The organism is Pseudomonas sp. ADAK18, assembly GCF_012935695.1.
Lineage (GTDB): Bacteria > Pseudomonadota > Gammaproteobacteria > Pseudomonadales > Pseudomonadaceae > Aquipseudomonas.
Window position 1 is genome coordinate 472,078 of sequence record NZ_CP052859.1, and the last position, 22,798, is coordinate 494,875.

General features: G+C 59.6%; 18 protein-coding genes. 16 read left to right on the plus strand and 2 right to left on the minus strand.

Annotated elements, in window-relative coordinates:
- Window positions 1-19 precede the first annotated feature (19 nt).
- A complete protein-coding gene (locus tag HKK55_RS02110) occupies window positions 20-1,219 on the minus strand; it encodes a CaiB/BaiF CoA-transferase family protein (protein WP_169353144.1) in 1,200 nt (399 codons plus the stop codon).
- 148 nt (window positions 1,220-1,367) lie between these two features.
- Between HKK55_RS02110 and HKK55_RS02115 the strand changes: the two genes are divergently transcribed.
- The 4 genes from HKK55_RS02115 to HKK55_RS02130 all read left to right on the plus strand — a co-directional run bounded on the left by HKK55_RS02115 (window position 1,368) and on the right by HKK55_RS02130 (window position 5,583).
- Complete coding sequence (locus tag HKK55_RS02115; protein WP_169353145.1) at window positions 1,368-1,910, plus strand: YaeQ family protein; 543 nt, start codon at window positions 1,368-1,370, stop codon at window positions 1,908-1,910.
- 222 nt (window positions 1,911-2,132) lie between these two features.
- On the plus strand, window positions 2,133-3,842 hold the full coding sequence (recJ, locus tag HKK55_RS02120; RefSeq protein ID WP_169353146.1) for a single-stranded-DNA-specific exonuclease RecJ: 1,710 nt from the start codon (window positions 2,133-2,135) through the stop codon (window positions 3,840-3,842).
- A 156-nt stretch (window positions 3,843-3,998) separates the two neighbouring features.
- The gene (locus HKK55_RS02125; RefSeq protein ID WP_169353147.1) at window positions 3,999-5,105 is read left to right on the plus strand and encodes an NADH:flavin oxidoreductase/NADH oxidase; all 1,107 of its coding nucleotides are present in this window, start codon (window positions 3,999-4,001) and stop codon (window positions 5,103-5,105) included.
- Window positions 5,106-5,397: 292 nt separating this feature from the next.
- A complete protein-coding gene (locus HKK55_RS02130; RefSeq protein ID WP_169353148.1) occupies window positions 5,398-5,583 on the plus strand; it encodes a hypothetical protein in 186 nt (61 codons plus the stop codon).
- Window positions 5,584-5,629: 46 nt separating this feature from the next.
- On the opposite strand, the gene HKK55_RS02135 is transcribed toward HKK55_RS02130, so the two are convergent.
- Window positions 5,630-7,255: a glucan biosynthesis protein D gene (locus HKK55_RS02135; protein ID WP_169353149.1), complete on the minus strand. Its 1,626-nt coding sequence runs from the start codon at window positions 7,253-7,255 to the stop codon at window positions 5,630-5,632.
- A 321-nt stretch (window positions 7,256-7,576) separates the two neighbouring features.
- Between HKK55_RS02135 and HKK55_RS02140 the strand changes: the two genes are divergently transcribed.
- From HKK55_RS02140 to HKK55_RS02195, 12 genes are all read left to right on the plus strand, one after another.
- Window positions 7,577-8,287, plus strand: coding sequence for a tellurite resistance TerB family protein (locus HKK55_RS02140; protein WP_169353150.1), 711 nt, complete (start codon window positions 7,577-7,579; stop codon window positions 8,285-8,287).
- Window positions 8,288-9,130: 843 nt separating this feature from the next.
- Window positions 9,131-10,753, plus strand: a complete 1,623-nt coding sequence (locus tag HKK55_RS02145) for a methyl-accepting chemotaxis protein (protein WP_169353151.1) — start codon at window positions 9,131-9,133, stop codon at window positions 10,751-10,753.
- Window positions 10,753-11,274 carry a chemotaxis protein CheW gene (locus HKK55_RS02150; protein WP_169353152.1) on the plus strand — a complete coding sequence of 174 codons (522 nt, stop codon included), beginning with the start codon at window positions 10,753-10,755 and terminating at the stop codon, window positions 11,272-11,274. Before HKK55_RS02145 ends, HKK55_RS02150 begins: the two co-directional genes overlap by 1 nt.
- Complete coding sequence (locus HKK55_RS02155) at window positions 11,274-12,536, plus strand: protein-glutamate O-methyltransferase CheR (RefSeq protein ID WP_169353153.1); 1,263 nt, start codon at window positions 11,274-11,276, stop codon at window positions 12,534-12,536. The genes HKK55_RS02150 and HKK55_RS02155 overlap by 1 nt, the downstream gene beginning before the upstream one ends.
- Window positions 12,533-13,231 (plus strand): chemotaxis protein CheW, encoded by a 699-nt coding sequence (locus HKK55_RS02160; RefSeq protein WP_169353154.1) that lies wholly within the window; start codon window positions 12,533-12,535, stop codon window positions 13,229-13,231. The genes HKK55_RS02155 and HKK55_RS02160 overlap by 4 nt, the downstream gene beginning before the upstream one ends.
- Window positions 13,228-15,510, plus strand: coding sequence for a hybrid sensor histidine kinase/response regulator (locus HKK55_RS02165; RefSeq protein WP_169353155.1), 2,283 nt, complete (start codon window positions 13,228-13,230; stop codon window positions 15,508-15,510). Before HKK55_RS02160 ends, HKK55_RS02165 begins: the two co-directional genes overlap by 4 nt.
- Window positions 15,507-16,517 (plus strand): chemotaxis response regulator protein-glutamate methylesterase, encoded by a 1,011-nt coding sequence (locus HKK55_RS02170; RefSeq protein ID WP_169353156.1) that lies wholly within the window; start codon window positions 15,507-15,509, stop codon window positions 16,515-16,517. The genes HKK55_RS02165 and HKK55_RS02170 overlap by 4 nt, the downstream gene beginning before the upstream one ends.
- Window positions 16,518-16,568: 51 nt before the next feature.
- A complete protein-coding gene (locus HKK55_RS02175; RefSeq protein ID WP_169353157.1) occupies window positions 16,569-17,570 on the plus strand; it encodes a PleD family two-component system response regulator in 1,002 nt (333 codons plus the stop codon).
- A gap of 235 nt (window positions 17,571-17,805) precedes the next feature.
- Window positions 17,806-18,901 (plus strand): peptide chain release factor 2 gene (gene prfB, locus HKK55_RS02180; protein WP_169353158.1). Its coding sequence is split into 2 segments (ribosomal slippage): window positions 17,806-17,877 and window positions 17,879-18,901, totalling 1,095 coding nucleotides; the frame shifts between segments, so codons are not numbered across the junction.
- Between the two features lie 91 nt (window positions 18,902-18,992).
- Entirely contained in the window at window positions 18,993-20,495 is a 1,503-nt protein-coding gene (gene lysS / locus HKK55_RS02185; RefSeq protein ID WP_169353159.1) for a lysine--tRNA ligase, read from the plus strand.
- 106 nt (window positions 20,496-20,601) lie between these two features.
- Complete coding sequence (locus HKK55_RS02190; RefSeq protein ID WP_169353160.1) at window positions 20,602-21,318, plus strand: TetR/AcrR family transcriptional regulator; 717 nt, start codon at window positions 20,602-20,604, stop codon at window positions 21,316-21,318.
- Window positions 21,319-21,397: 79 nt separating this feature from the next.
- On the plus strand, window positions 21,398-22,675 hold the full coding sequence (locus tag HKK55_RS02195) for a flavohemoglobin expression-modulating QEGLA motif protein (protein ID WP_169353161.1): 1,278 nt from the start codon (window positions 21,398-21,400) through the stop codon (window positions 22,673-22,675).
- Window positions 22,676-22,798 lie beyond the last annotated feature (123 nt).

Genomic DNA, 22,798 nt, shown 5'->3' on the forward strand with positions numbered 1-22,798 from the left:
GTTCTCCTGAAAACTTTTTTCAGATCGCGCCATCTGTGCGCAGTCGGGTTATAGCGGCGGCGTCGTAGCCCAATTCATTGAGCACCACATTGTTATGTTCCCCCAATTGCGGCCCTACCCACTCGCAACTGCCGGGGGTGTCCGAGAGCTTGGGCACAATGCCCGGCATCTTGAAGTCTTTGCCGCCGGGCAGTTGTGCCTTGAGGAACATCTCCCGAGCAAGAAACTGCGGGTCGCCCAGCATGTCTTCCGCGCTGTAGATCCGGCTGGCGGGCACTTCTGCCTTATTCAACTGCTCGACCACCTGCTCCAGCGGCAGCGAATTGACCCAGCGGTCGATCACCCCGTACAGCTCGTCACGGCGGTTGTCTCGGCCGTCGTTGCTCGCCAGTTCAGGATCGCTGGCCAAGTCCTCACGGCCAATGGCTGACATGAAGCGCTTGAAGATCGCATCGCCATTGGCGCCAATCTGCACATGCTTGCCATCCAGGCTGGTATGGATCGATGACGGGGTAATCCCCGGCATGATGTTGCCGGTGCGCTCGCGGATAAAACCGAACACGTCGAACTCGGGGATCATGCTTTCCATCATGGCGAAGATGGCTTCATACAGCGCCACATCCACCACCTGGCCCAGGCCGCCATTGACCTCGCGATGACGCAAGGCCATCAGCGCACCAATCACCGCCCACAACGCGGCAATGGAGTCGCCGATGGAAATTCCGGTGCGCACCGGCGGACGGTCCTCGAAACCGGTGATATAGCGCAGGCCGCCCATGGATTCGCCGACTGCGCCAAAGCCCGGTTGATCCTTCATCGGTCCGGTCTGGCCAAAGCCCGAGAGCCGCACCATCACCAGTTTCGGGTTCAGGGCATGCAGGGTTTCCCAGCTCAGGCCGAGCTTTTCCAACACGCCGGGGCGGAAGTTCTCGATCAGGATGTCCGCGTCGGCCAGCAATTGCTTGAGGATCGCCAAACCGTCCGGGTGTTTGAGGTTCAGGGTCAGGGACTTCTTGTTACGCGCCTGGACGAACCACCACAGCGACGTGCCTTCATAGAGCTTGCGCCACTTGCGCAGCGGGTCGCCACCGTCCGGGGATTCGACCTTGATCACCTCGGCGCCGAACTCGGCACAGATACGCGAGGCGAACGGGCCGGCGATCAGGGTGCCGAGTTCGATGACTTTCAGGCCGGCAAGCGGTTTGGCGGTAAACGACATGGGGATCCTTTCAGGCGCAGGGCAGGTGTGTGATGCCTTTTAACATAGGCCAATGGCACAGGGATAAGGATGATGCAGCGCAGGATTCGTTGAATGACCCCACCATCGGTTAGACTTGCCGCCTTTCCCTGTCTTTAGAAGCCCGTTCATGGCCCAGCCGTCCACGACCTACAAATTTGAACTCAACCTCACCGACCTTGATCGTTCGGTGTACGAGAGCGTCAAACAGACCATCGCCCGCCACCCTTCGGAAACCGAAGAGCGCATGACCGTGCGTTTGCTGGCCTACGCCCTTTTCTACAACGAACAGTTGGCTTTTGGTCGTGGTTTGTCAGATGTAGACGAGCCAGCCCTGTGGGAAAAAAGTTTGGATGATCGTGTTCTGCACTGGATTGAAGTCGGCCAGCCCGATGCCGATCGCCTGACCTGGTGTTCGCGCCGTACCGAACGCACCACTTTGTTGGCGTATGGCAGCCTGCGTGTCTGGGAAGGCAAAGTGGTTCCGGTGGCGAAGAACCTGAAAAACGTACATATCGCGGCCGTGCCCCAGGAAATTCTGGAAACCCTGGCCAAGGACATGCCACGGGTGATCAAGTGGGACGTGATGATCAGCGAAGGCACGATCTTCGTGACAGATGACCGTGGACAGCATGAAGTCCAGCTGGAATGGTTGGTTGGCGAGCGCGACTGACATTTCGGTACCTGGTCAGGCATACGGTCCGGGGAAACGAAACAGGTCGATGTGGGAGCTGTCGAGCCCCAGCGAGGCTGCGATGGGATCACCTGAGTGTATCTGCCAGACCGCAGCGTCTGCATCGCAGCCTCGCTAAAGCTCGACAGTGCCCACACGGAATCGCCGCTGTTTTCAGCCTTCATTTTCAACGTTGTATCAAAGAGAAGCCTCCGTCATCCCATGCGTATCGATCCCCGTCCGTTGCCCGCCGTCCTGCCGTTTCTCGGTGAATTGCCACCGCTGTTGACCCGTCTCTATGCCGCGCGCGGGGTGCAATCGGAAGCCGAGTTGGATAAAAGTCTGGCGCGGTTGATCCCGTATCAGCAACTCAAGGGCATCGATGCCGCCGTGGACTTGCTGGTGACGGCGCTGGAGCAACGCCAGCGGATCCTTATCGTTGGCGACTTCGATGCGGACGGCGCCACGGCCAGCACGGTGGGCACTCTTGGTTTGCGCTTGCTCGGGGCGGCCCATGTCGATTACCTAGTGCCTAACCGCTTTGAATACGGCTACGGCCTGACCCCGGAAATCGTCGCTGTGGCCCTGCAACGCCAGCCACAGTTGCTGATCACCGTGGACAATGGCATCTCCAGCGTCGAAGGCGTCGCGGCGGCGAAAGCGGCGGGGCTCAAGGTACTGGTGACCGATCACCACTTGCCAGGCGACGAACTGCCGGCGGCCGACGCCATCGTCAACCCGAACCAGCCGGGCTGTGAGTTTCCCAGCAAGGCCCTGGCCGGCGTCGGTGTGATTTTTTACGTGCTGATGGCTTTGCGCGCCCGCTTGCGCAGCCTCGGCTGGTACGACAGCAAACCGCAGCCGAATATCGGTGAATTACTGGATCTGGTCGCCCTCGGCAGCGTCGCCGACGTGGTGCCCCTGGACGCCAACAACCGCATCCTGGTCCACCAGGGCCTGGAACGCATTCGTGCCGGTCGCGCCCGGCCGGGGATCAAGGCGATCCTCGAAGTAGCCAAGCGCGACCACGCTCGCATTACGTCCACCGACCTGGGTTTTATCCTCGGACCACGGCTGAACGCCGCCGGTCGCCTGGACGACATGAGCCTGGGCATCGAATGCTTGCTGACCAGTGATGTTGCTGCCGCCCGGGAAATGGCTGCGCAACTGGATGGCATGAACCAGGACCGCAAATCTATCGAGCAAGGTATGCAGCGCGAGGCCCTGGCCCAGCTCAAGGACTTGCCGGTGGAGTCGATGCCTTATGGCTTGTGCTTGTTTGATCCGGAATGGCACCAAGGCGTCATCGGGATTCTGGCCTCTCGGATGAAGGAGCGGTATTTCCGCCCCACCATTGCCTTCGCCGATGCCGGCGACGGCTTGCTCAAGGGGTCGGGGCGTTCGGTGCCGGGCTTTCATATTCGCGATGCGCTGGCGGTAGTGGCCAGCCAGCATCCCAACCTGATTGCCAAGTACGGCGGCCATGCCATGGCGGCAGGGCTGACCTTGCCTGAGGCGAATTTCCCGTTGTTCGCCGAAGCCTTTGATGCCGAAGTGCGTCGGCAACTGCGCGAAGAAGACCTCACCGGACGGTTGTTGTCCGATGGCACCCTGGCGGTCGAGGAGTTTCACCTGGAACTGGCGCGTGCCCTGCGCAACGCCGGTCCTTGGGGTCAACACTTCCCCGAGCCGTTGTTTCACGGGGTGTTCCAGTTGGTGGAGCAACGGGTGGTGGGCGAGCGGCACCTCAAAGTCGTGCTCAAGAGCGAATGTGGTTCGGTGAAACTCGATGGCATTGCCTTTGGCATTGATCGGGAAATCTGGCCAAACCCGACCATCCGCTGGGTGGAACTGGCCTACAAACTTGATGTGAATGAATTCCGGGGCCAGGAAACCGTGCAGTTGATGATCGCGCATATCGAACCGCGCTGAACCCTCCAAGATCCCTTGTTGTCGACTAGTCTCTAAGCACTGTGTGATTGGTCTTGTGACCTTGTCCTGTTTCAGCCCACCGGGGGGTGGGTATTTTCGTCGACCTTTCAAACAGAACCCTGGAGCCAGCCCACCGGATACGAGAAGAGGTGCCCCATGAGTCTGCTGCTTGAACCCTATACCCTGCGCCAATTGACCCTGCTCAACCGCATTGCCGTGTCGCCGATGTGCCAGTACTCCAGCACCGACGGCCTGGCCAATGACTGGCACCTGGTGCACCTCGGCAGTCGGGCCGTGGGCGGCGCCGGGCTGATTTTTACCGAAGCCACTGCCGTCACCGCCGATGGTCGCATCACCGCTCAGGACCTGGGGCTGTGGAACGATGAACAGATCGAACCCTTGCAACGCATCACCCGCTTTATCAGTGCCCAGGGCGCGGTAGCGGGGATTCAATTGGCCCACGCCGGGCGCAAGGCCAGTACCCACCGGCCGTGGCTCGGCAAGCACGGCAGCGTCAAGCCAGGCGACGGTGGCTGGCAACCGGTTGGCCCGTCGCCGATTGCCTTCGACCCGCAGCACACGTCACCGAAACAATTGGACGAAGGGCAAATCCAGGCTGTGATCGAGGCGTTTGTTGCATCGGCCAAGCGGGCGTTGGTCGCCGGTTTCAAAGTGGTGGAAATTCACGCCGCCCATGGCTACCTGTTGCACCAATTTCTCTCGCCCTTGAGTAATCAGCGTCAGGACCAATACGGCGGCTCGTTCGAAAATCGCATCCGCCTGGTGCTGCAAGTGACCGAAGCCGTACGCGCGGTCTGGCCGCAAGAACTGCCATTGTTTGTGCGGCTCTCGGCCACCGACTGGGTGGAAGACGGTTGGAACCCGGATGAAACCGTAGAGCTGGCGCGCCGCTTGAAAGGGCTGGGTGTTGACCTGATCGACGTATCGTCCGGAGGCACCGCCGCCAATGCGGAAATCCCCATCGGCCCCGGCTATCAAACGCGCTTCGCCGAGCGTGTGCGCAAAGAGTCCGGGATAGCTACCGGCACCGTGGGCATGATTACCGAGCCGGCTCAAGCCGAGCACATCCTGCGTACCTGCCAGGCCGACATCATCTTCCTGGCCCGTGAGCTGTTGCGTGATCCGTACTGGCCGCTACACGCCGACGATGACCTCGGTGGGCGCAAAGCGATCTGGCCAGCGCAGTATCAACGGGCGACACACCGGGACCAGCCGATTCATGAGTCGGACTTGCGGGACTGACAGGCTGTTTGTTCAACCAGAACCCACCGCTGACAACGGTGGGTTTTTTATTGCTCGTTGTCAGAGAAGTCGTGATCCTTGGTCATCCGAAGGCTGTAGATCGTTACTGCCAAAGTGTTTTTTAAGTGATTGCTCTAAAAAAATCTCACACGCGCCTGGATAGTTTCTACGCTTTAAGTAAGGCGGGTTTCTGGCCCAGGGAATCAGTCTGTTTATCCACGGAAGCATTGCGCTTTACGGGAGGAGATTATGGGCACAAGGAGTCGATGTTTATTACACGGAGAAAGAGTCCATGGCCAAAACCTATGGTTTAGCGGGTGTTCTGGAGTTTTTTCTGACCCGTAAGCTGTCGTTGCGCCGTCGTTGGTTGAGTTCGGATGAGGCGCAATTGCTGGAGCAGTACCGCGCCCTGACCGAAAACGACCAGGTGGCGATGCGGTATCTGATTGGGGCAATGAAGAGTATTTCTCGGTTCTGAAAAGGCGTTGATCGTTCCCACACAATGGGAACGATCAACGTGCCTGTCAGGTGTATTTGCGTTTGTCTGGCGCCGGTGGGAAGTACTGGTACAGCCAGGTTTCACTCAGGGTCCGGTCCTGGGTGCGAATGAACAGCCGCAGTTCTACCGGCTCCACGCTGTCACTGGTCGGGTACCAGTCGAAGAGGATTCGATAGCCTTTGATGGCATCGAGTACCAGCACGCTGAAATCCTTCACTTCGCCATGGGAACAGGTGACGATCGGCTCGATTCCCGTGCCTTCGGGCAAGCGGTCCAGGCCACCACCGTTGAAGTCCACGGCAAAACGTCGGGCCCAAACCTTGGGGTAATGCTCGCCCGGTGCCCAACCTTCTGTGAAGCCGCCCATGCCCGAACGGGTGGCGTTGACCTGCGCCAGCGGTGTGCTGACCGGCGGCAGGGCGCTCCAGTAAAGCTTATAGCCGTAGTTCAGGGAGTCGCCGGCGGCCACGGGTGTTTTCGGGGTCCAGAAGGCCACGATGTTGTCCAGGGTTTCGCCGGTGGTAGGAATTTCCAGCAGATCGATAGAGCCTTCGCCCCACGCGGTTGTCGGCTCTACCCACAGGCTCGGGCGCTTGCTGTACCAGTCAACGGTGTCCTGGTAGCTGGCGAACTCATGGTCGGTCTGCACCAGGCCGAAACCTTTCGGGTCCTTGTCGGCGAAGGCGTTGAATTGCAGGGTGGCCGGGTTATTCAGCGGGCGGCAGATCCACTCGCCATTGCCGCGCCACATCGCCAGGCGATCCGAGTCGTGAATTTGCGGGTGGAGGGTGTCGCACATTCGGCGTTCATGGGTGCCGCAACTGAACATGCTGGTCATCGGCGCGATGCCCAGTTGTTCGATGGCTGTGCGAGCGTTGATGTGGGCGTCGATCGCCATGACCACCTGGTTGGCCTGACAGTCGATGTCGAAGCGGTAGGCGCCGGTAGCGCTCGGTGAGTCCAGTAGGGCATAGACCACGAAGCGGGTGCTGTCCTTGTCCGGGGTCTCGAACCAGAACTGGGTGAAGTCGGGGAACTCCTCACGTTTTTTCGCGTAGGTGTCGATGGCCAGGCCGCGCGCGGAAAGCCCGTACTGGCCAGTGGAATCCACCGCACGGAAATAGCTGGCGCCGAGGAAAGACAGCACGTCATGGCGATCCAGCTCCGGCGCCTTGAACAGCTTGAATCCGGAAAAACCCAGGTCGCCCTTGAGTTGTTGGGTGTCGACCGTGGTTTTTGCGTAGTTGAAGAGCGACGGCCGGAAATGCACCTCGCGGGACATTCGAGTCTTCGGGTCGACGCTATGCATGCGCACTGGCGTTTTGAAGCCCATGCCGACGTGGAAGAATTGCACATCCAACTGGCCGTTCAATTCCTTCCACAGCGAATGGTTGCCGTCGTAACCGATGGCATTGAAATTCTGCGGGGTCATGTTGGCCAGAGTGGGAGGCAGCACCTGTTTGGTGTCCTGATATGGCTTGCTGGCCAATTGCTTGGCCTGGGCCTTCAGTGTCTCGAAGTCGAAGGCCAGGGCGTCGCCATCCGCGGCACGATTTCCTGCCCAAGCCTGGGCGGCCAGCAGGCCGCTGGCCGACAGACCGGTATAAGCCGCGATGGCCATGGACGCTTTGAGCAAATTCCTGCGGTGCATAGATACAACCTGTCGTGAGCAATCCCGCGCCGTTCCTGGCACGTGGTGGATTAGAGATAACGGTTCGGACATGCCTTCGGCCAAACGCAACGGACATTAAACAGATGCCAAATAGCTTAAGCCGTTCGGTGCCGAAGGAAAAATGATTGATGGCGGGGTGATGGCCTCGTATGTGAAACAAGACGTGTCGGCTCAAGCCTGAAGCTTGAAGCTACAAGAGCGGTGTTACATCTGGAAGTACTCTAGGCCGCGAGTTTGTGGCACTTGGTTTTACGCTGGTGGCCTTATTAGTCCTGTAAACCCAAGTTTCTGGAGGCTGTGATGAATACCCGTGGATTGCTTGATCAGTTGCTCAAGTCCGGCCAGGACATGCTGCAAAACAAGGCTGGTGGCCAGCGTAAAAGCGAAGACAAAGGCGCCTTGGGCGGGTTACTTGGTGGCGGCGGGCTGGGAAGCTTGCTGGGTGGTGCTGGCGGTGGTGCCCTCGCGGCCGGGGCCATGGGGTTGTTGCTGGGCAACAAGAAAGCCCGCAAGTTTGGCGGCAAGGCGCTGACCTACGGTGGCCTGGCGGCGTTGGGGGTGATTGCCTACAAGGCCTATGGCAACTGGCAGGCGCAGCAGGCCAATGCACCACAAGGGGAGCCGCAAACCATTGATCGTTTGCCGGCGGCTCAGGTTGAGCAGCATAGCCAGGCGATTCTCAAGGCGTTGGTGGCGGCGGCCAAGGCTGATGGGCATGTAGATGAGCGGGAGCGGGCGTTGATCGAAGGCGAGTTTACCAAGCTGGATAACGATCAGGAGTTGCAACAGTGGTTGCATGCTGAACTCAACAAGCCCTTGGACCCGACTGATGTGGCGCGGGCGGCGAGTACGCCGGAGATGGCGGCTGAGATGTATATCGCCAGTGTGATGCTGGTGGATGAGGAGAACTTCATGGAGAAGGCCTACTTGGATGAACTGGCTCGCCAGCTTAAGTTGGAGCCGGGGTTGAAGGTTGAGTTGGAGAGGCAGGTGAGGGCGGCGATGCTCTGATGTTTGGTGGTTGTTTTGTGTACATATCCGTTTTTGCGGTAACGGCTACTTAAGGTTCCGCCCTTACGGCGGGTCACTTTGGAAGAGCCGGAATGCCGGCCCAGCCCAAAGTAACCAAAGGGCTCTTGCCCCACCACTTGGTGCCTCGCTGTGGCTCGGCATGCCTGAACGTAGGCATTGCTCCGTGGGCCGCCGCAATGGGCCATCCCTGGCCCAGTGCGGCTAAACCGGCGTCCTGCCGGTTTACCCACGGACCAATGCCTACGTTCAGCCATCGTGGTTTAACGGGGCGCCTAAGATCAAAAACAGAGCGAGGCGGCCTAGTAGCCGACCTAATCTTTGAAGCGTACGCGGTGTGGCTTTTACATCCTTATTCGCTGGCGAAGTCAGCGGTCTTTTGATCTGGTTTTTGATCTTGATCTGAGGCGCCCTGTTAAACCACGCTGGCCGGAATCCGATATTGATTTGGGGGGTAAACCGGCAGGACGCCGGTTTAGCCGCCCTCGGCCATGGATGGCCGATGGCGGCGGCCCCCCAAATCAATGTCGGATTACGGGCACACCGAGCCTTAGCGAGGTGCCGAGTGGTGGGGCAAGAGCGTTTTGCTTACTTTGCCGCTTTTGCAAAGTGAGTCGCCGTAAGGGCGAAACCCTACTCAGCCGTTACCACAACAACGGATATACACACCAAACAACCCGCCCCCCAAACAGCCCCGCCACAAGTCAATCCCCCTCCACCACAATCTTTTTGCATTCCCTGAGACCCACCCCACAACCCATTGATAGATGATGGCATTTGCTCAGCTATACTCCCCTCCATTTGATCGGCCCTCGAGGAATTACTGTGAAGAACTGGACCTTGCGCCAAAGGATTTTGGCGAGCTTTGCGGTCATCATTGCCATCATGCTGTTGATGGTAGTGGTCTCGTATTCACGGTTACTGAAGATCGAGACCAGCGAGACATCGGTCCGCGACGACGCCGTACCTGGGGTGTTTTTCAGCTCGATGATCCGCAGCGCCTGGGTCGACAGCTATTTGCAAACCCAGGAGTTGATTGGTTTGCATAAAAATCAGGGCATTTCTGACGCCGATAAGCAGGACTATAAATCTTTCGAAGCACGCCTCGAGCAGCACATGGCCAGTTACGCGGCCACGATCAACATGGACCAGGATCGGAGCGAGTTCAATACCTTCGAAAATCTGCACCAGGCCTACAACAAAATCCTCGCTCAGGTTCTGGACTTGCACTTGGCTAACAATGACGCCGAGGCGGTCAAGATGTTTAACGAGCAACTGACACCGGCCTGGACCGCAGGCCGCATGAAGCTCAACGACATCATCAATGAGAACAAGCAAGTGGCGGATCACGCCACTGCGGCGATTGACGATGCCGTGAACGCCGCGAAAATCAGCATGGGTGTCTCGTTGATCCTGGCGATCTTCGCTGCCGGCCTTTGTGGCCTGCTGCTGATGCGGGCAATCATGGCGCCGATGAAACGCATCGTCGATATTCTCGAGTCCATGCGCACCGGCGATCTGAGCAAGCGCTTGAACCTGGAGCGCAAGGATGAATTCGGCGCCGTGGAAACCGGCTTCAACGACATGATGACCGAGCTGACCGCTCTGGTGTCCCAGGCTCAGCGTTCGTCAGTGCAGGTCACCACCTCGGTCACCGAGATTGCCGCCACGTCCAAGCAGCAACAGGCCACCGCCACTGAAACTGCCGCGACCACCACCGAGATCGGTGCTACGTCCCGGGAGATTGCAGCAACGTCCAAGGACCTGGTGCGCACCATGACTGAAGTGTCCACCGCTGCCGATCAGGCCTCGGTGGCCGCCGGTTCTGGCCAGCAAGGCCTGGCCCGTATGGAGGAAACCATGAACTCGGTGATGGGGGCCGCCGACCTGGTGAATGCCAAACTGGCGATCCTCAATGAGAAGGCCGGCAACATCAACCAGGTGGTAGTGACCATCGTCAAGGTCGCCGACCAGACCAACCTGCTGTCCCTCAACGCGGCGATCGAGGCCGAGAAGGCCGGTGAGTACGGCCGTGGTTTTGCCGTGGTCGCGACCGAAGTGCGGCGCCTGGCGGACCAGACTGCCGTGGCTACCTACGACATCGAGCAGATGGTCCGCGAGATCCAGTCGGCCGTGTCTGCAGGCGTGATGGGCATGGACAAGTTTTCTGAAGAAGTACGCCGTGGCATGTCCGAAGTGCAGCAAGTGGGCGAGCAGCTGTCGCAGATCATTCATCAGGTCCAGGCCCTGGCGCCTCGTGTTTTGATGGTCAATGAAGGCATGCAGGCTCAGGCCACCGGCGCAGAACAGATCAACCACGCCCTGGTGCAATTGGGCGATGCCAGCAGCCAGACTGTGGAGTCTCTACGTCAAGCCAGCTTCGCCATTGATGAACTGAGCCAGGTCGCAGTGGGCTTGCGCAGTGGCGTGTCGCGTTTCAAAGTCTGATGAGCGACCTCGCGGCTAAACGCGGCGCCGTTACGGCAGCGAAAAAAGCGTTGTTCCTGGTGTTTCACATTGCCAGCGAACGTTATGCCCTCAAGGCCACCGAAGTGGCCGAGGTGCTGCCGCGTTTGCCGTTGAAACCCATCGCCCATGCGCCTGCTTGGGTGGCCGGGATCTTTGCCCATCGAGGGGTGATGGTGCCGGTCATCGACCTCAGCGCCCTGACCTTCGGTTCACCGGCCCAGGCCCGAACCAGTACACGGTTGGTGCTGGTCAACTATCGGCCTGAGCCTTGGGTTGATGCGCGCTGGCTGGGCCTGATTCTCGAACAGGCCACCGATACCCTGCGTTGTGACCCGGCGGACTTCCAGCCCTATGGCCTGGACAATCGCCAGGCGCCATACCTGGGGCCAGTACGTGAAGACGAGCGGGGCTTGATGCAATGGATTGGAGTGGCCGACCTGCTGACGGCTGAGGTGCGGGCCTTGCTGTTTTCTGCCGACCTGACGCCTGAGGAGGGGTGATGAGCAGTGACCAACGCTTTTTCGACTTCCTTAAAGAACGCATCGGCCTGGATGTTGCTTCGGTGGGCGAAGCCATCATTGAGCGTGCCGTGCGCCAGCGTAGTCAGGCCTTGCAGGCACTGACCGCGGATCAGTACTGGCTGCATTTACAGGGCTCCCATGACGAACAGCAAGCGCTGATCGAAGCGGTAATCGTCCCTGAGACCTGGTTTTTCCGATACCCGGAGTCCTTCGCCACCTTGGGCCGGCTGGCGCTGTCACGGCTGGCCGAGATCAAGCAGATGCGCGCGTTGCGCATTCTCAGCTTGCCGTGTTCTACCGGCGAGGAACCTTATTCGATTGCCATGGCCTTGCTCGATGCGGGGCTTGCACCCCATCAGTTCAAGGTCCAGGGCATGGACGTCAGCCCGTTGTCGGTGGAACGTGCCCGGCGTGGGGTGTATGGCAAGAATTCCTTTCGTGGCCAGGACATCGACTTTCGCGAGCGTCACTTTGCCGAGCAAAGCGATGGCTACCGGGTTTCGGACCGGGTTCGCGAACAAGTGCGCCTGCAAGTGGGCAACTTGCTGGACCCGGCGTTGCTGGCCAATGAGCCGACCTATGACTTCGTATTTTGCCGCAACCTGCTGATCTACTTTGATCAGCCGACACAGAAGCAGGTATTTGAAGTACTCAAAACCCTGACCCATGTCGACGGTGTGCTGTTTATTGGCCCCGCCGAGGGCAGCTTGCTGGGGCGCCTGGGCATGCGCTCGATTGGTGTACCGCAGTCTTTTGCGTTCAGTCGGCATGCCGAGCCGGTGCCTGAGCCGGTCTTTGTGCCCATGCCGGCGCCTGTACCTCAGCGCAGCGCGGCACCGATTCCCGTGAAGCCTCGACCTTTCAGCTCATTCAGTGCGCAGGTGACGCCGATCAAGGCAGCGCCTGCGCATTCGGATGCTGCCGATTTACTCAGTCAGATCGCAATCCTGGCCAATGAAGGCAAAAGCCTCGAAGCCCGTGCTGCCTGCGAGCGTTACCTACAGAGCCATCCGCCGGCGGCCCAGGTGTTTTATTGGCTGGGCCTGCTCAGTGATGTGGCCGGCAGCGCCCTGGAAGCCCAGGGCTATTATCGAAAAGCCTTGTACCTGGAACCCCAGCACCCGCAGGCCTTGATGCATTTGGCCGCGTTGCTTGAATCCCAGGGTGATGTGGCGGGAGCCCGCCGCTTGCAGGCCCGTGCCGCCCGCAGCGAGCGAGCAGACAGTGAGCGTAAACGATGATTGACCCTGTATCCCAGGACCTCGGGATGGACCTGACCCTGGCCGACACCCAGGCCATCGACGACTGTTGGAACCGCATCGGTATCCACGGTGACAAGTCCTGCCCTTTGCTGGCCGAACACATTCATTGCCGTAATTGCTCGGTGTATTCCGCCGCCGCTACCCGTTTGCTCGACCGCTATGCCCTGCAGCAGGACGATCGCCGTCCAGTGGCTGCAGTGGAGGCTGATGGCGATATCGTCACGCGCTCGCTGCTGATGTTTCGTCTCGGCGAGGAATGGTTGGGCATCGCCACCCGTTGCCTGGTGGAAGTGGCGCCGTTGCAGCCGATTCATTCCTTGCCCCACCAGCGCTCGCGGGCGTTGCTGGGGGTAGCCAATGTGCGGGGAGCCTTGGTGGCTTGCCTGTCGCTCGTGGAGTTGCTGGGCCTGGACGGCTCCGGCAGTGGCCCGAGCGGTGGTCGGATCATGCCACGCATGTTGATTATCGCGGCGCAAGACGGCCCGGTGGTGGTGCCGGTGGATGAGGTGGACGGCATCCATGCCATTGATGAGCGCACCTTGAAGGCTGCGTCTGCGTCCGGTACCCAAGCCAGCGCGCGCTTTACCCAGGGCGTATTGCAGTTCAAAGGCCGCAGCCTGCGTTGGCTGGACGAAGAGCAGTTGTTGTCCGCCGTGACCCGGAGTCTCACATGACCCCCGACCAGATGCGTGATGCGTCGCTGCTGGAATTGTTCAGCCTGGAAGCTGACGCCCAGACCCAGGTCCTCAGCGCCGGCTTGCTGGCGTTGGAACGCAACCCGACCCAGGCCGATCAGCTTGAAGCCTGCATGCGCGCCGCTCATTCCCTCAAGGGAGCGGCGCGGATTGTTGGGGTGGATGCCGGGGTCAGCGTGTCCCATGTCATGGAGGATTGCCTGGTCAGCGCCCAGGAAGGCCGGCTTTATCTGCAACCGGAACATATTGATGCGTTGCTGCAGGGCACCGACTTGCTGATGCGTATTGCCACCCCCGGCAATACGGTGGGCCCGGCAGATATCGAGGCGTATGTGGCGTTGATGGAGCGTTTGCTCGATCCGTCGCAATTGAGCGCCAAAGTCGCACCACCTACACCGCAACCAGAGCCAGCACCCACGTCGCTCGTCGAAGACCTACCGCCAGAGCCTGAGCCCGCACCACCGCTCAGCAGCGATGTGCCGCGGCAGAACAAGTGGATGACCGAAGGTGGCGAACGGGTATTGCGGGTCACCGCCGAACGCTTGAACAGCCTGCTGGACTTGTCCAGCAAATCCCTGGTGGAAACCCAGCGGCTCAAGCCTTATCTGGCCAGCCTGCAACGCCTCAAACGCATCCAGAGCAACAGCTCACGCGCGCTGGACAACCTCGATGGCCAGCTCAAGCTCGTTGAATTGAGCCTGGAGGCCCAGGAAGCCCTGGCCGATACTCGTCGCCTGTTAAGTGAAGCGCAGTCGCTGCTGGCGGAAAAAACCGCCGAGCTGGATGAGTTCGGCTGGCAGGCCGGGCAGCGTGCCCAAGTGCTTTACGACACCGCGCTGGCCTGCCGCATGCGGCCCTTTGCCGATGTGTTGGCCGGGCAGGTGCGCATGGTTCGCGACCTCGGCCGTAGCCTGGGCAAGCAAGTGCGTCTGGAGGTTGAAGGTGAAAAGACTCAGGTCGACCGCGATGTGCTGGAAAAGCTCGAAGCGCCACTGACCCATCTATTACGCAATGCCGTTGATCACGGCATCGAAACGCCTGAGCAGCGCCTGCTGGCCGGCAAGCCGACAGAAGGCCTGATCCGCCTGCGGGCCTCCCATCAGGCGGGTCTGCTGGTACTGGAGCTGAGTGATGACGGCAACGGTGTCGACCTTGAGCGCCTGCGAGCCACTATTGTCGATCGCAATCTGTCGCCGGTGGAAACCGCGCTGCGCCTCAGTGAGGAAGAACTGCTGACGTTCCTGTTCCTGCCGGGTTTCAGCCTGCGGGACAAGGTCACCGAAGTCTCCGGGCGTGGCGTCGGCCTGGATGCGGTCCAGCATATGGTCCGCCAGTTGCGCGGTGCGGTGGTGTTGGAGCAGACGGCGGGGCAGGGCAGTCGTTTCCATCTGGAAGTGCCACTGACCCTGTCGGTGGTGCGCAGCCTGGTGGTGGAAGTCGGGGATGAAGCCTACGCGTTCCCCCTGGCCCATATCGAACGCATGTGCGACCTGGAACCCGATGACATCGTGCAGGTGGAAGGTCGCCAGCATTTCTGGCATGAGGGCCGGCATGTTGGTCTGGTGGCTGCCAGTCAGTTACTGCATCGGCCGCCAGGGCAGAGCAATGAGGAGACCCTCAAGGTCGTGGTGATCCGCGAGCGCGAGGCGGTCTATGGTATCGCCGTGGAGCGCTTTATTGGTGAGCGCACGTTGGTGGTGTTACCGCTGGATGACCGCTTGGGCAAGGTCCAGGACATCTCCGCCGGCGCCTTGCTCGATGATGGCTCGGTGGTGTTGATCGTCGATGTCGAGGACATGCTGCGCTCGGTGGACAAGTTGCTGAATACCGGTCGTCTGGAGCGCATTGCCCGGCGTAATCAGCACGTCGTCGAAGTGGCGCGCAAGCGTATTCTGGTGGTGGATGATTCGCTCACCGTGCGCGAGTTGCAGCGCAAGCTGTTGCTCAATCGCGGTTATGACGTGGCGGTTGCGGTGGATGGCATGGATGGCTGGAACGCCTTGCGTTCCGAAGACTTTGACCTGCTCATCACTGACATTGATATGCCTCGTATGGACGGTATCGAATTGGTCACACTCTTGCGCCGCGATACCCGTCTGCAGTCGTTGCCGGTGATGGTGGTCTCCTACAAAGATCGAGAAGAAGACCGGCGTCGTGGACTGGACGCTGGAGCCGACTATTATCTAGCCAAGGCTAGTTTCCATGACGATGCACTGCTGGATGCGGTGGTGGAGCTGATTGGAGGTGCCAGGGCATGAAGATCGCTATTGTCAATGACATGCCCCTGGCTGTTGAGGCGTTGCGCCGGGCCCTGAGCCTGGAGCCGGCCCATGAAGTGGTGTGGGTGGCCAGTAACGGCCTGGAAGCGGTGCAGCGTTGTGCCGAGTTGACGCCGGACCTGATCCTGATGGACCTGATCATGCCGGTGATGGATGGCGTGGAGGCTACCCGGCAAATCATGGCCGAGACACCGTGTGCGATTGTTATTGTCACCGTGGACCGTCAAGCCAATGTCGGCCGTGTCTTCGAAGCCATGGGCCACGGTGCTCTGGACGTAGTGGATACCCCGGCCCTGGGTGTGGGCGATGCCAAGGAAGCGGCGGCGCCGTTGCTGCGCAAGATCCTCAATATCGGTTGGCTGATTGGCCAGCGGGGCGCTCGTGTACGTGCCGAACCCGCGCCGCAGCGGGTTATGGGTAAGCGCCAGAGGCTGGTAGCCATTGGCTCTTCCGCCGGTGGTCCGGCCGCCCTGGAGGCGCTGCTCAAGGGCTTGCCTCGAGATTTTTCGGCGGCCATTGTGCTGGTGCAGCATGTGGATCAGGTTTTCGCCGCGGGCATGGCGGAATGGCTGAGCAGTGCTTCGGGCCTGCCGGTACGCCTGGCTCGGGAAGGTGAGCCACCGCAAAGTGGCGTGGTGTTGCTGGCGGGCACCAATCATCATATTCGTCTGTTGAAGAACGGCACGCTGGCTTACACCGCCGAGCCGGTAAACGAGATCTACCGGCCGTCCATCGACGTGTTTTTCGAGAGTGTCGCCAGTTACTGGAGCGGCGATGCCGTCGGCGTATTGCTGACTGGCATGGGGCGCGACGGGGCTCAGGGACTCAAATTGATGCGTCAGCAAGGCTACCTGACCATCGCCCAGGACCAGCAAAGCAGCGCGGTGTATGGCATGCCCAAAGCGGCAGCCGCGATCGACGCCGCTGTTGAAATTCGCCCATTGGACAGAATTGCGCCACGATTGCTGGAGATATTCGCAAAATGACCGATATAACTCGCGTCCTGGCCGGCAAAGTAGTAATTCAGGTGACCGCAAATGAATGATTTACAACTCGATGACTTCAAGACCGACGAGAACGCCGCCATGGTGTTGCTGGTCGACGATCAGGCAATGATCGGCGAAGCCGTGCGGCGTGGCCTGGCCCAAGAAGACAATATCGACTTCCACTTTTGCGCCGACCCGCATCAGGCCATTGCCCAGGCGATCCGCATCAAGCCCACGGTGATCCTGCAGGACCTGGTGATGCCGGGCCTGGATGGGCTGACCCTGGTACGCGAATACCGTAACCACCCGGCCACGCAGAATATTCCGATCATCGTGCTCTCGACCAAGGAAGACCCGCTGATCAAGAGTGCGGCGTTTGCAGCTGGGGCCAACGACTACCTAGTCAAGCTGCCGGACAACATCGAGCTGGTGGCGCGGATTCGTTACCACTCCCGTTCTTACATGACTCTGTTGCAGCGGGATGCGGCGTATCGCGCATTGCGGGTCAGTCAGCAGCAGTTGCTCGATACCAACCTGGTATTGCAGCGCCTGATGAATTCCGACGGCCTGACCGGGCTGTCCAACCGTCGGCACTTTGACGAGTATCTGGAACTGGAATGGCGCCGCGCCATGCGTGACCAGACCCAATTATCGTTGCTGATGATCGATGTGGACTTCTTCAAGACCTACAACGACAGTTTCGGCCACCTGGAAGGCGACGAGGCCCTGCGCAAAGTAGCCGCGACTATTCGCGATGCCAGCAGTCGTCCATCGGACTTACCGGCCCGTTACGGCGGTGAAGAATTTGCCTTGGTGCTGCCCAACACCTCACCGGGTGGTGCACGGTTGGTGGCCGAGAAGCTGCGTCAGGCGGTGGCGGCCCTGAAAATCCCCCACATCACCCCGGCCGAAGGCGCGAGCTTGACGATCAGCATTGGCCTGTCGACCATGACGCCGCAATTGGGTACCGATTGCCGGCAGCTTATTTCGGCGGCGGACAAGGGGTTGTACCTGGCCAAGCATAATGGGCGTAATCAGGTGGGGATCGAATAGCCGAAACACCACAAAACCCTTGTGGGAGCGGGCTTGCTCGCGAATGCGCTGGATCAGTCAATATAGGTGTTGATTGACACACCGCATTCGCGAGCAAGCCCGCTCCCACATTTGCTCTGTGTTGATGCATAGGTCGCACTCAAACCTGCCTTTTCGGCCAAGCGGACTGCCGTTTTCAGCCGTTTACCGTTATACTCGCCGGCTTTCAAAAGTTCGCCAACGAGTGCTGCCCGCCATGGAAATCAACCCGATCCTTAACAGTATCAAGGACCTGTCCGAGCGCTCCGAAACTATTCGGGGGTATCTTTGACTACGATCAAAAGCATGAGCGTCTGACCGAAGTCAATCGCGAGCTTGAAGATCCGAGTGTCTGGAACAACCCTGCCTATGCCCAGGAACTGGGGCGCGAGCGCTCCCTGCTGGCGCAGATCGTAGAAACCCTCGATGAGATGCACTCAGGCCTGGCCGACGCCAAGGACCTGCTGCTGATGTCCGCCGAGGAAGAAGACCAGGGCGCCGTCGATGACGTGGCCGCTGAAGTCGAGCGCCTGCGCGAGGCCCTGGAAAAACTCGAATTCCGTCGTATGTTCAGCGGTGAGATGGATGCCAACAACGCCTACCTGGATATCCAGGCCGGCTCCGGTGGCACCGAGGCTCAGGACTGGGCCAACATCCTGCTGCGCATGTACCTGCGCTGGGCTGACAAGCGCGGTTTCGACGCGACCATCATGGAACTGTCCGCCGGTGAAGTCGCCGGGATCAAGGGCGCGACCATTCATATCAAGGGTGAATACGCCTTTGGTTGGCTGCGTACCGAGATCGGCGTACACCGCCTGGTGCGCAAGAGTCCGTTCGACTCCGGCAACCGTCGCCATACCTCGTTCTCGGCGGTGTTCGTGTCGCCGGAAATCGATGACAACATCGAGATCGACATCAACCCGTCGGACCTGCGCATTGACACCTACCGCTCCTCGGGTGCCGGTGGTCAGCACGTAAACACCACCGACTCGGCTGTACGTATTACTCACGTACCGTCCAACACCGTGGTCAGTTGCCAGAATGAACGTTCCCAGCATGCGAACAAAGACACCGCGATGAAAATGTTGCGGGCCCGTTTGTATGAGCAGGAAGTGCAGAAGCGCAACGCCGCGTCCCAGGCCCTGGAAGACACCAAGTCCGACATCGGCTGGGGTCATCAGATTCGCTCCTACGTGCTCGACGCGTCGCGAATCAAGGACCTGCGCACCAACATCGAACGCAGCGATTGCGATAAAGTCCTCGACGGCGATATCGACGAGTACCTGGTGGCCAGCCTGAAACAAGGCCTTTAACACTGTAGGAGCGGGGGGGACACCTAGTTCTTGCCCGCGATCCCCAGCCGAAGGCTGGGGAAAACGTACCTGTGATGGAATTTCAAAAGACATGAGCGACCAACAACTCGACCCGCAAGCCCTGCAACAGGAAGAAAACTCCCTGATCGCCCTGCGCAAGGAAAAGCTTGCTGCCGAGCGCGCCAAGGGCAATGCCTTCCCCAACGACTTCCGTCGCGACGCCTACTGCGAAGACTTGCAGAAACAGTACGCCGACAAGACCAAGGAAGAGCTGGCAGAAGCGGCGATTCCGGTCAAGGTGGCAGGTCGCATCATGCTCAACCGTGGCTCGTTCATGGTGATCCAGGACATGTCCGGCCGCATCCAGGTCTACGTCAACCGTAAGACGTTGTCCGAAGAAACCCTGGCCGCAGTGAAAACCTGGGACCTGGGCGACATCATTGCAGCCGTTGGCACCCTGGCCCGTTCCGGCAAGGGCGACCTGTACGTTGAAATGACCAACGTGCGCCTGCTGACCAAATCCCTGCGCCCGTTGCCGGACAAGCACCACGGTCTGTCCGACACCGAGCAGCGCTATCGCCAGCGTTACGTTGACCTGATCGTCAACGAAGACGTGCGCCACACTTTCCGCGTGCGTTCGCAAGTGATTGCCCACACCCGTGCCTTCCTGATGAAGCGTGACTTCCTGGAAGTGGAAACGCCGATGCTGCAAACCATCCCGGGTGGTGCCGCAGCCAAGCCTTTCGAAACTCACCACAATGCGCTGGACATGGAAATGTTCCTGCGTATCGCACCTGAGTTGTACCTCAAGCGTCTTGTTGTGGGCGGCTTCGAGAAAGTGTTCGAGATCAACCGTAACTTCCGTAACGAAGGCGTTTCGACTCGTCACAACCCTGAATTCACCATGTTGGAGTTTTACCAGGCCTACGCCGACTACGAAGACAACATGGACCTGACCGAGGAACTGTTCCGCGAACTGGCAGAACTGGTTCTGGGGACTACCGACGTGCCGTACGGCGACAAGGTATTCCACTTCGGCGAGCCGTTCGTGCGCCTGTCGGTGTTCGATTCGATCCTCAAGTACAACCCTGAGCTGACTGCCGATGATCTGAACGACATCGACAAGGCCCGCGCGATTGCCAAGAAAGCCGGCGCCAAGGTGCTGGGCTTCGAAGGCCTGGGCAAATTGCAGGTGATGATTTTCGAAGAGTTGGTGGAGCACAAGCTGGAACAGCCGCACTTCATTACCCAATACCCGTTCGAGGTCTCGCCGCTGGCCCGCCGCAACGATGACAACCCGAACGTCACCGACCGTTTCGAGCTGTTCATCGGTGGCCGTGAAATCGCCAACGCCTACTCCGAGCTTAACGACGCGGAAGACCAGGCCGAGCGCTTCATGGCTCAGGTGGCAGACAAGGACGCCGGCGACGACGAAGCCATGCACTATGACGCCGACTTCGTCCGCGCCCTGGAATACGGCATGCCGCCAACCGCCGGTGAAGGTATTGGCATCGACCGTCTGGTGATGTTGTTGACCAACTCACCGTCGATTCGCGACGTGATCTTGTTCCCGCACATGCGGCCACAAGCGTAACTGTAGCGAATCAAAAGCCGCCTTTTATAAGGCGGCTTTTTTGTGTGGCCTGAACAAGCGTCAAGCTTGCAGTGCCGGGCTTTAACCTCTTCCAAGGATGTGTGTTGTGAACCGCGTATTGGCTAAAGAAGGCGCCGCCGGCATTGCTGCTGCCGTGGTTGAAAGCGTTCAGTATCAGGGCCGAAAGGCTAGTCGTCAGGGCAGTGAACAGCGCAGACAAGACATCCTCGATGCCGCCATGCGGATTGTCGTGCGTGAGGGTGTGCGCGCCGTTCGGCATCGGGCGGTGGCGGCAGAGGCCGGGGTGCCGTTATCGGCGACCACCTATTACTTCAAGGACATCGATGACCTGCTCACCGACACCTTCGCCCAGTATGTGGAGCGTAGCGCGGCCTTCATGGGCAAGCTGTGGGTACGCAACGAAGGCCTGCTGCGGGAAATGGTGGCCTATGGCGATGGCAGTGCGCAGTCGCGCTCGCAACTGGCCGATGACATTGCACGGCTGACCGCCGACTACGTGCAGCGGCAATTGCTCAATCGTCGCGAGTACCTGATGGCCGAGCAGGCCTTTCGCCAGGAAGCGCTATTGAACCCACGCCTGGCTGATCTGGTACGTTCCCACCAGCAAATCCTGTTGCAGGGCACCTGCCAGTTTTTCCAGGTGTTGGGTTCCAGCGAGCCGCAACAGGATGCCAAGGTGTTGACGGCGATTATCGGTCGGATGGAATATCAGGGCCTGCTTGGCGGGCCAGAGCCTCTGACGGGCGAAGAGATGCTTGAGATTCTCAAGCGTCACATGCATCTGGTACTGGCTTCGGTGTAACGATCGCGCAAAAGGTACTACCGTTGAGACCATGCGCTACCGGCGCATGGCTACATAACGTTTAAAGAGGGAGCATCGGGTGGACGATTACCAGCAGACGATACGCACCTTGTCTGATCGCATTGTGCTGGCGCAAACACCGATTCGTGTCCTTGATGCGGTGAAGTGGGACGAGAATATTCGCAAGGGCTTCCTCAAGGCCAAGGGCAAGGAAATGCCGGCGGTGGACCGCGACTATTATCTCAATCGACCCCTGTCGTTCGATTCCAGCGCGGTGAAACTGGAGTTTCAGAACATCGAGCGGGACATCACCCGCACCCTCGGCCAGTTCAGCCCTGTGGGGCAGATCATGCGGCGCATGTGCAGGGAATACCGCATGGTGGTGCGCATGCTTGAAGCCCGTGGCACCGCAGATTTCGGCCTGATTTCCCAGGAACTGTATGGCGCCGCCTCCGACGCGTTCCACGCCGGTGACCCAACCCTGGCTGACCTGGGCCTGATGCTCTCCGATTACCTGAACAACATCGATGGCCGTGGCGATCTCAAGGACGAAGCCAAGACCTTGACCGCCAAGGATGCCGTCAACCTGCTGCAAAGCCGTCTTAACAAGGTGTTTGGCGAAGCGGAAGAAACTATCCGGGTGTTCGAGTCTGACGGCATCGTCGCCGACGCGGCGGCGGGGGCCGACTACATCAAGATTCGCGCCGACGCGATGTTCAACGACCGCGACGTGCGGGCTCTGGAAGTCCACGAAGGCCTGGTGCACGTGGGTACCACCCTCAATGGCCAGAACCAGCCAATCTGTACCTTTTTGTCGAAAGGGCCGCCGTCGTCTACCGTCACCCAGGAAGGCCTGGCGATCCTGATGGAAATCATCACCTTCGCCTCCTACCCCAGCCGTCTGCGTAAATTGACCAACCGTACCCGCGCCATTCACATGGTGGAGGAGGGTGCGGACTTCCTGCAGGTTTACGAATTCTTCCGTGAGCAGGGCTTTGAAATGGCCGAAAGCTACGGCAACGCCAGCCGGGTGTTCCGCGGCTCGGTGCCCAATGGCCTGCCGTTTACCAAGGATTTGTCCTACCTCAAGGGCTTTATCATGGTTTACAACTACATTCAGTTGGCCGTGCGCAAAGGCAAGCTGGAGCAGGTGCCATTGCTGTTTTGTGGCAAGACTACCCTGGAGGACATGCGTACCTTGCGCCAGTTGGTGGACGAAGGGTTGGTGGTGCCGCCCAAGTACCTGCCGGAGCAGTTTCGCGATATGAACGCCCTGGCGGCCTGGATGTGCTTCTCCAACTTCCTCAATCATCTGAGCCTGGATCGGATCGAGGCGGATTACTCCAATATCCTCTGACCCTTGTGGCAAGCGGGCTTGCCCGCGTTGGACTGCGTAGCAGTCCTATAACCGCATCGGGTGTTCTGCCTGAAACAGCGTGAGAATCAGAATGGGGCTGCTATGCAGCCCAACGCGGGCAAG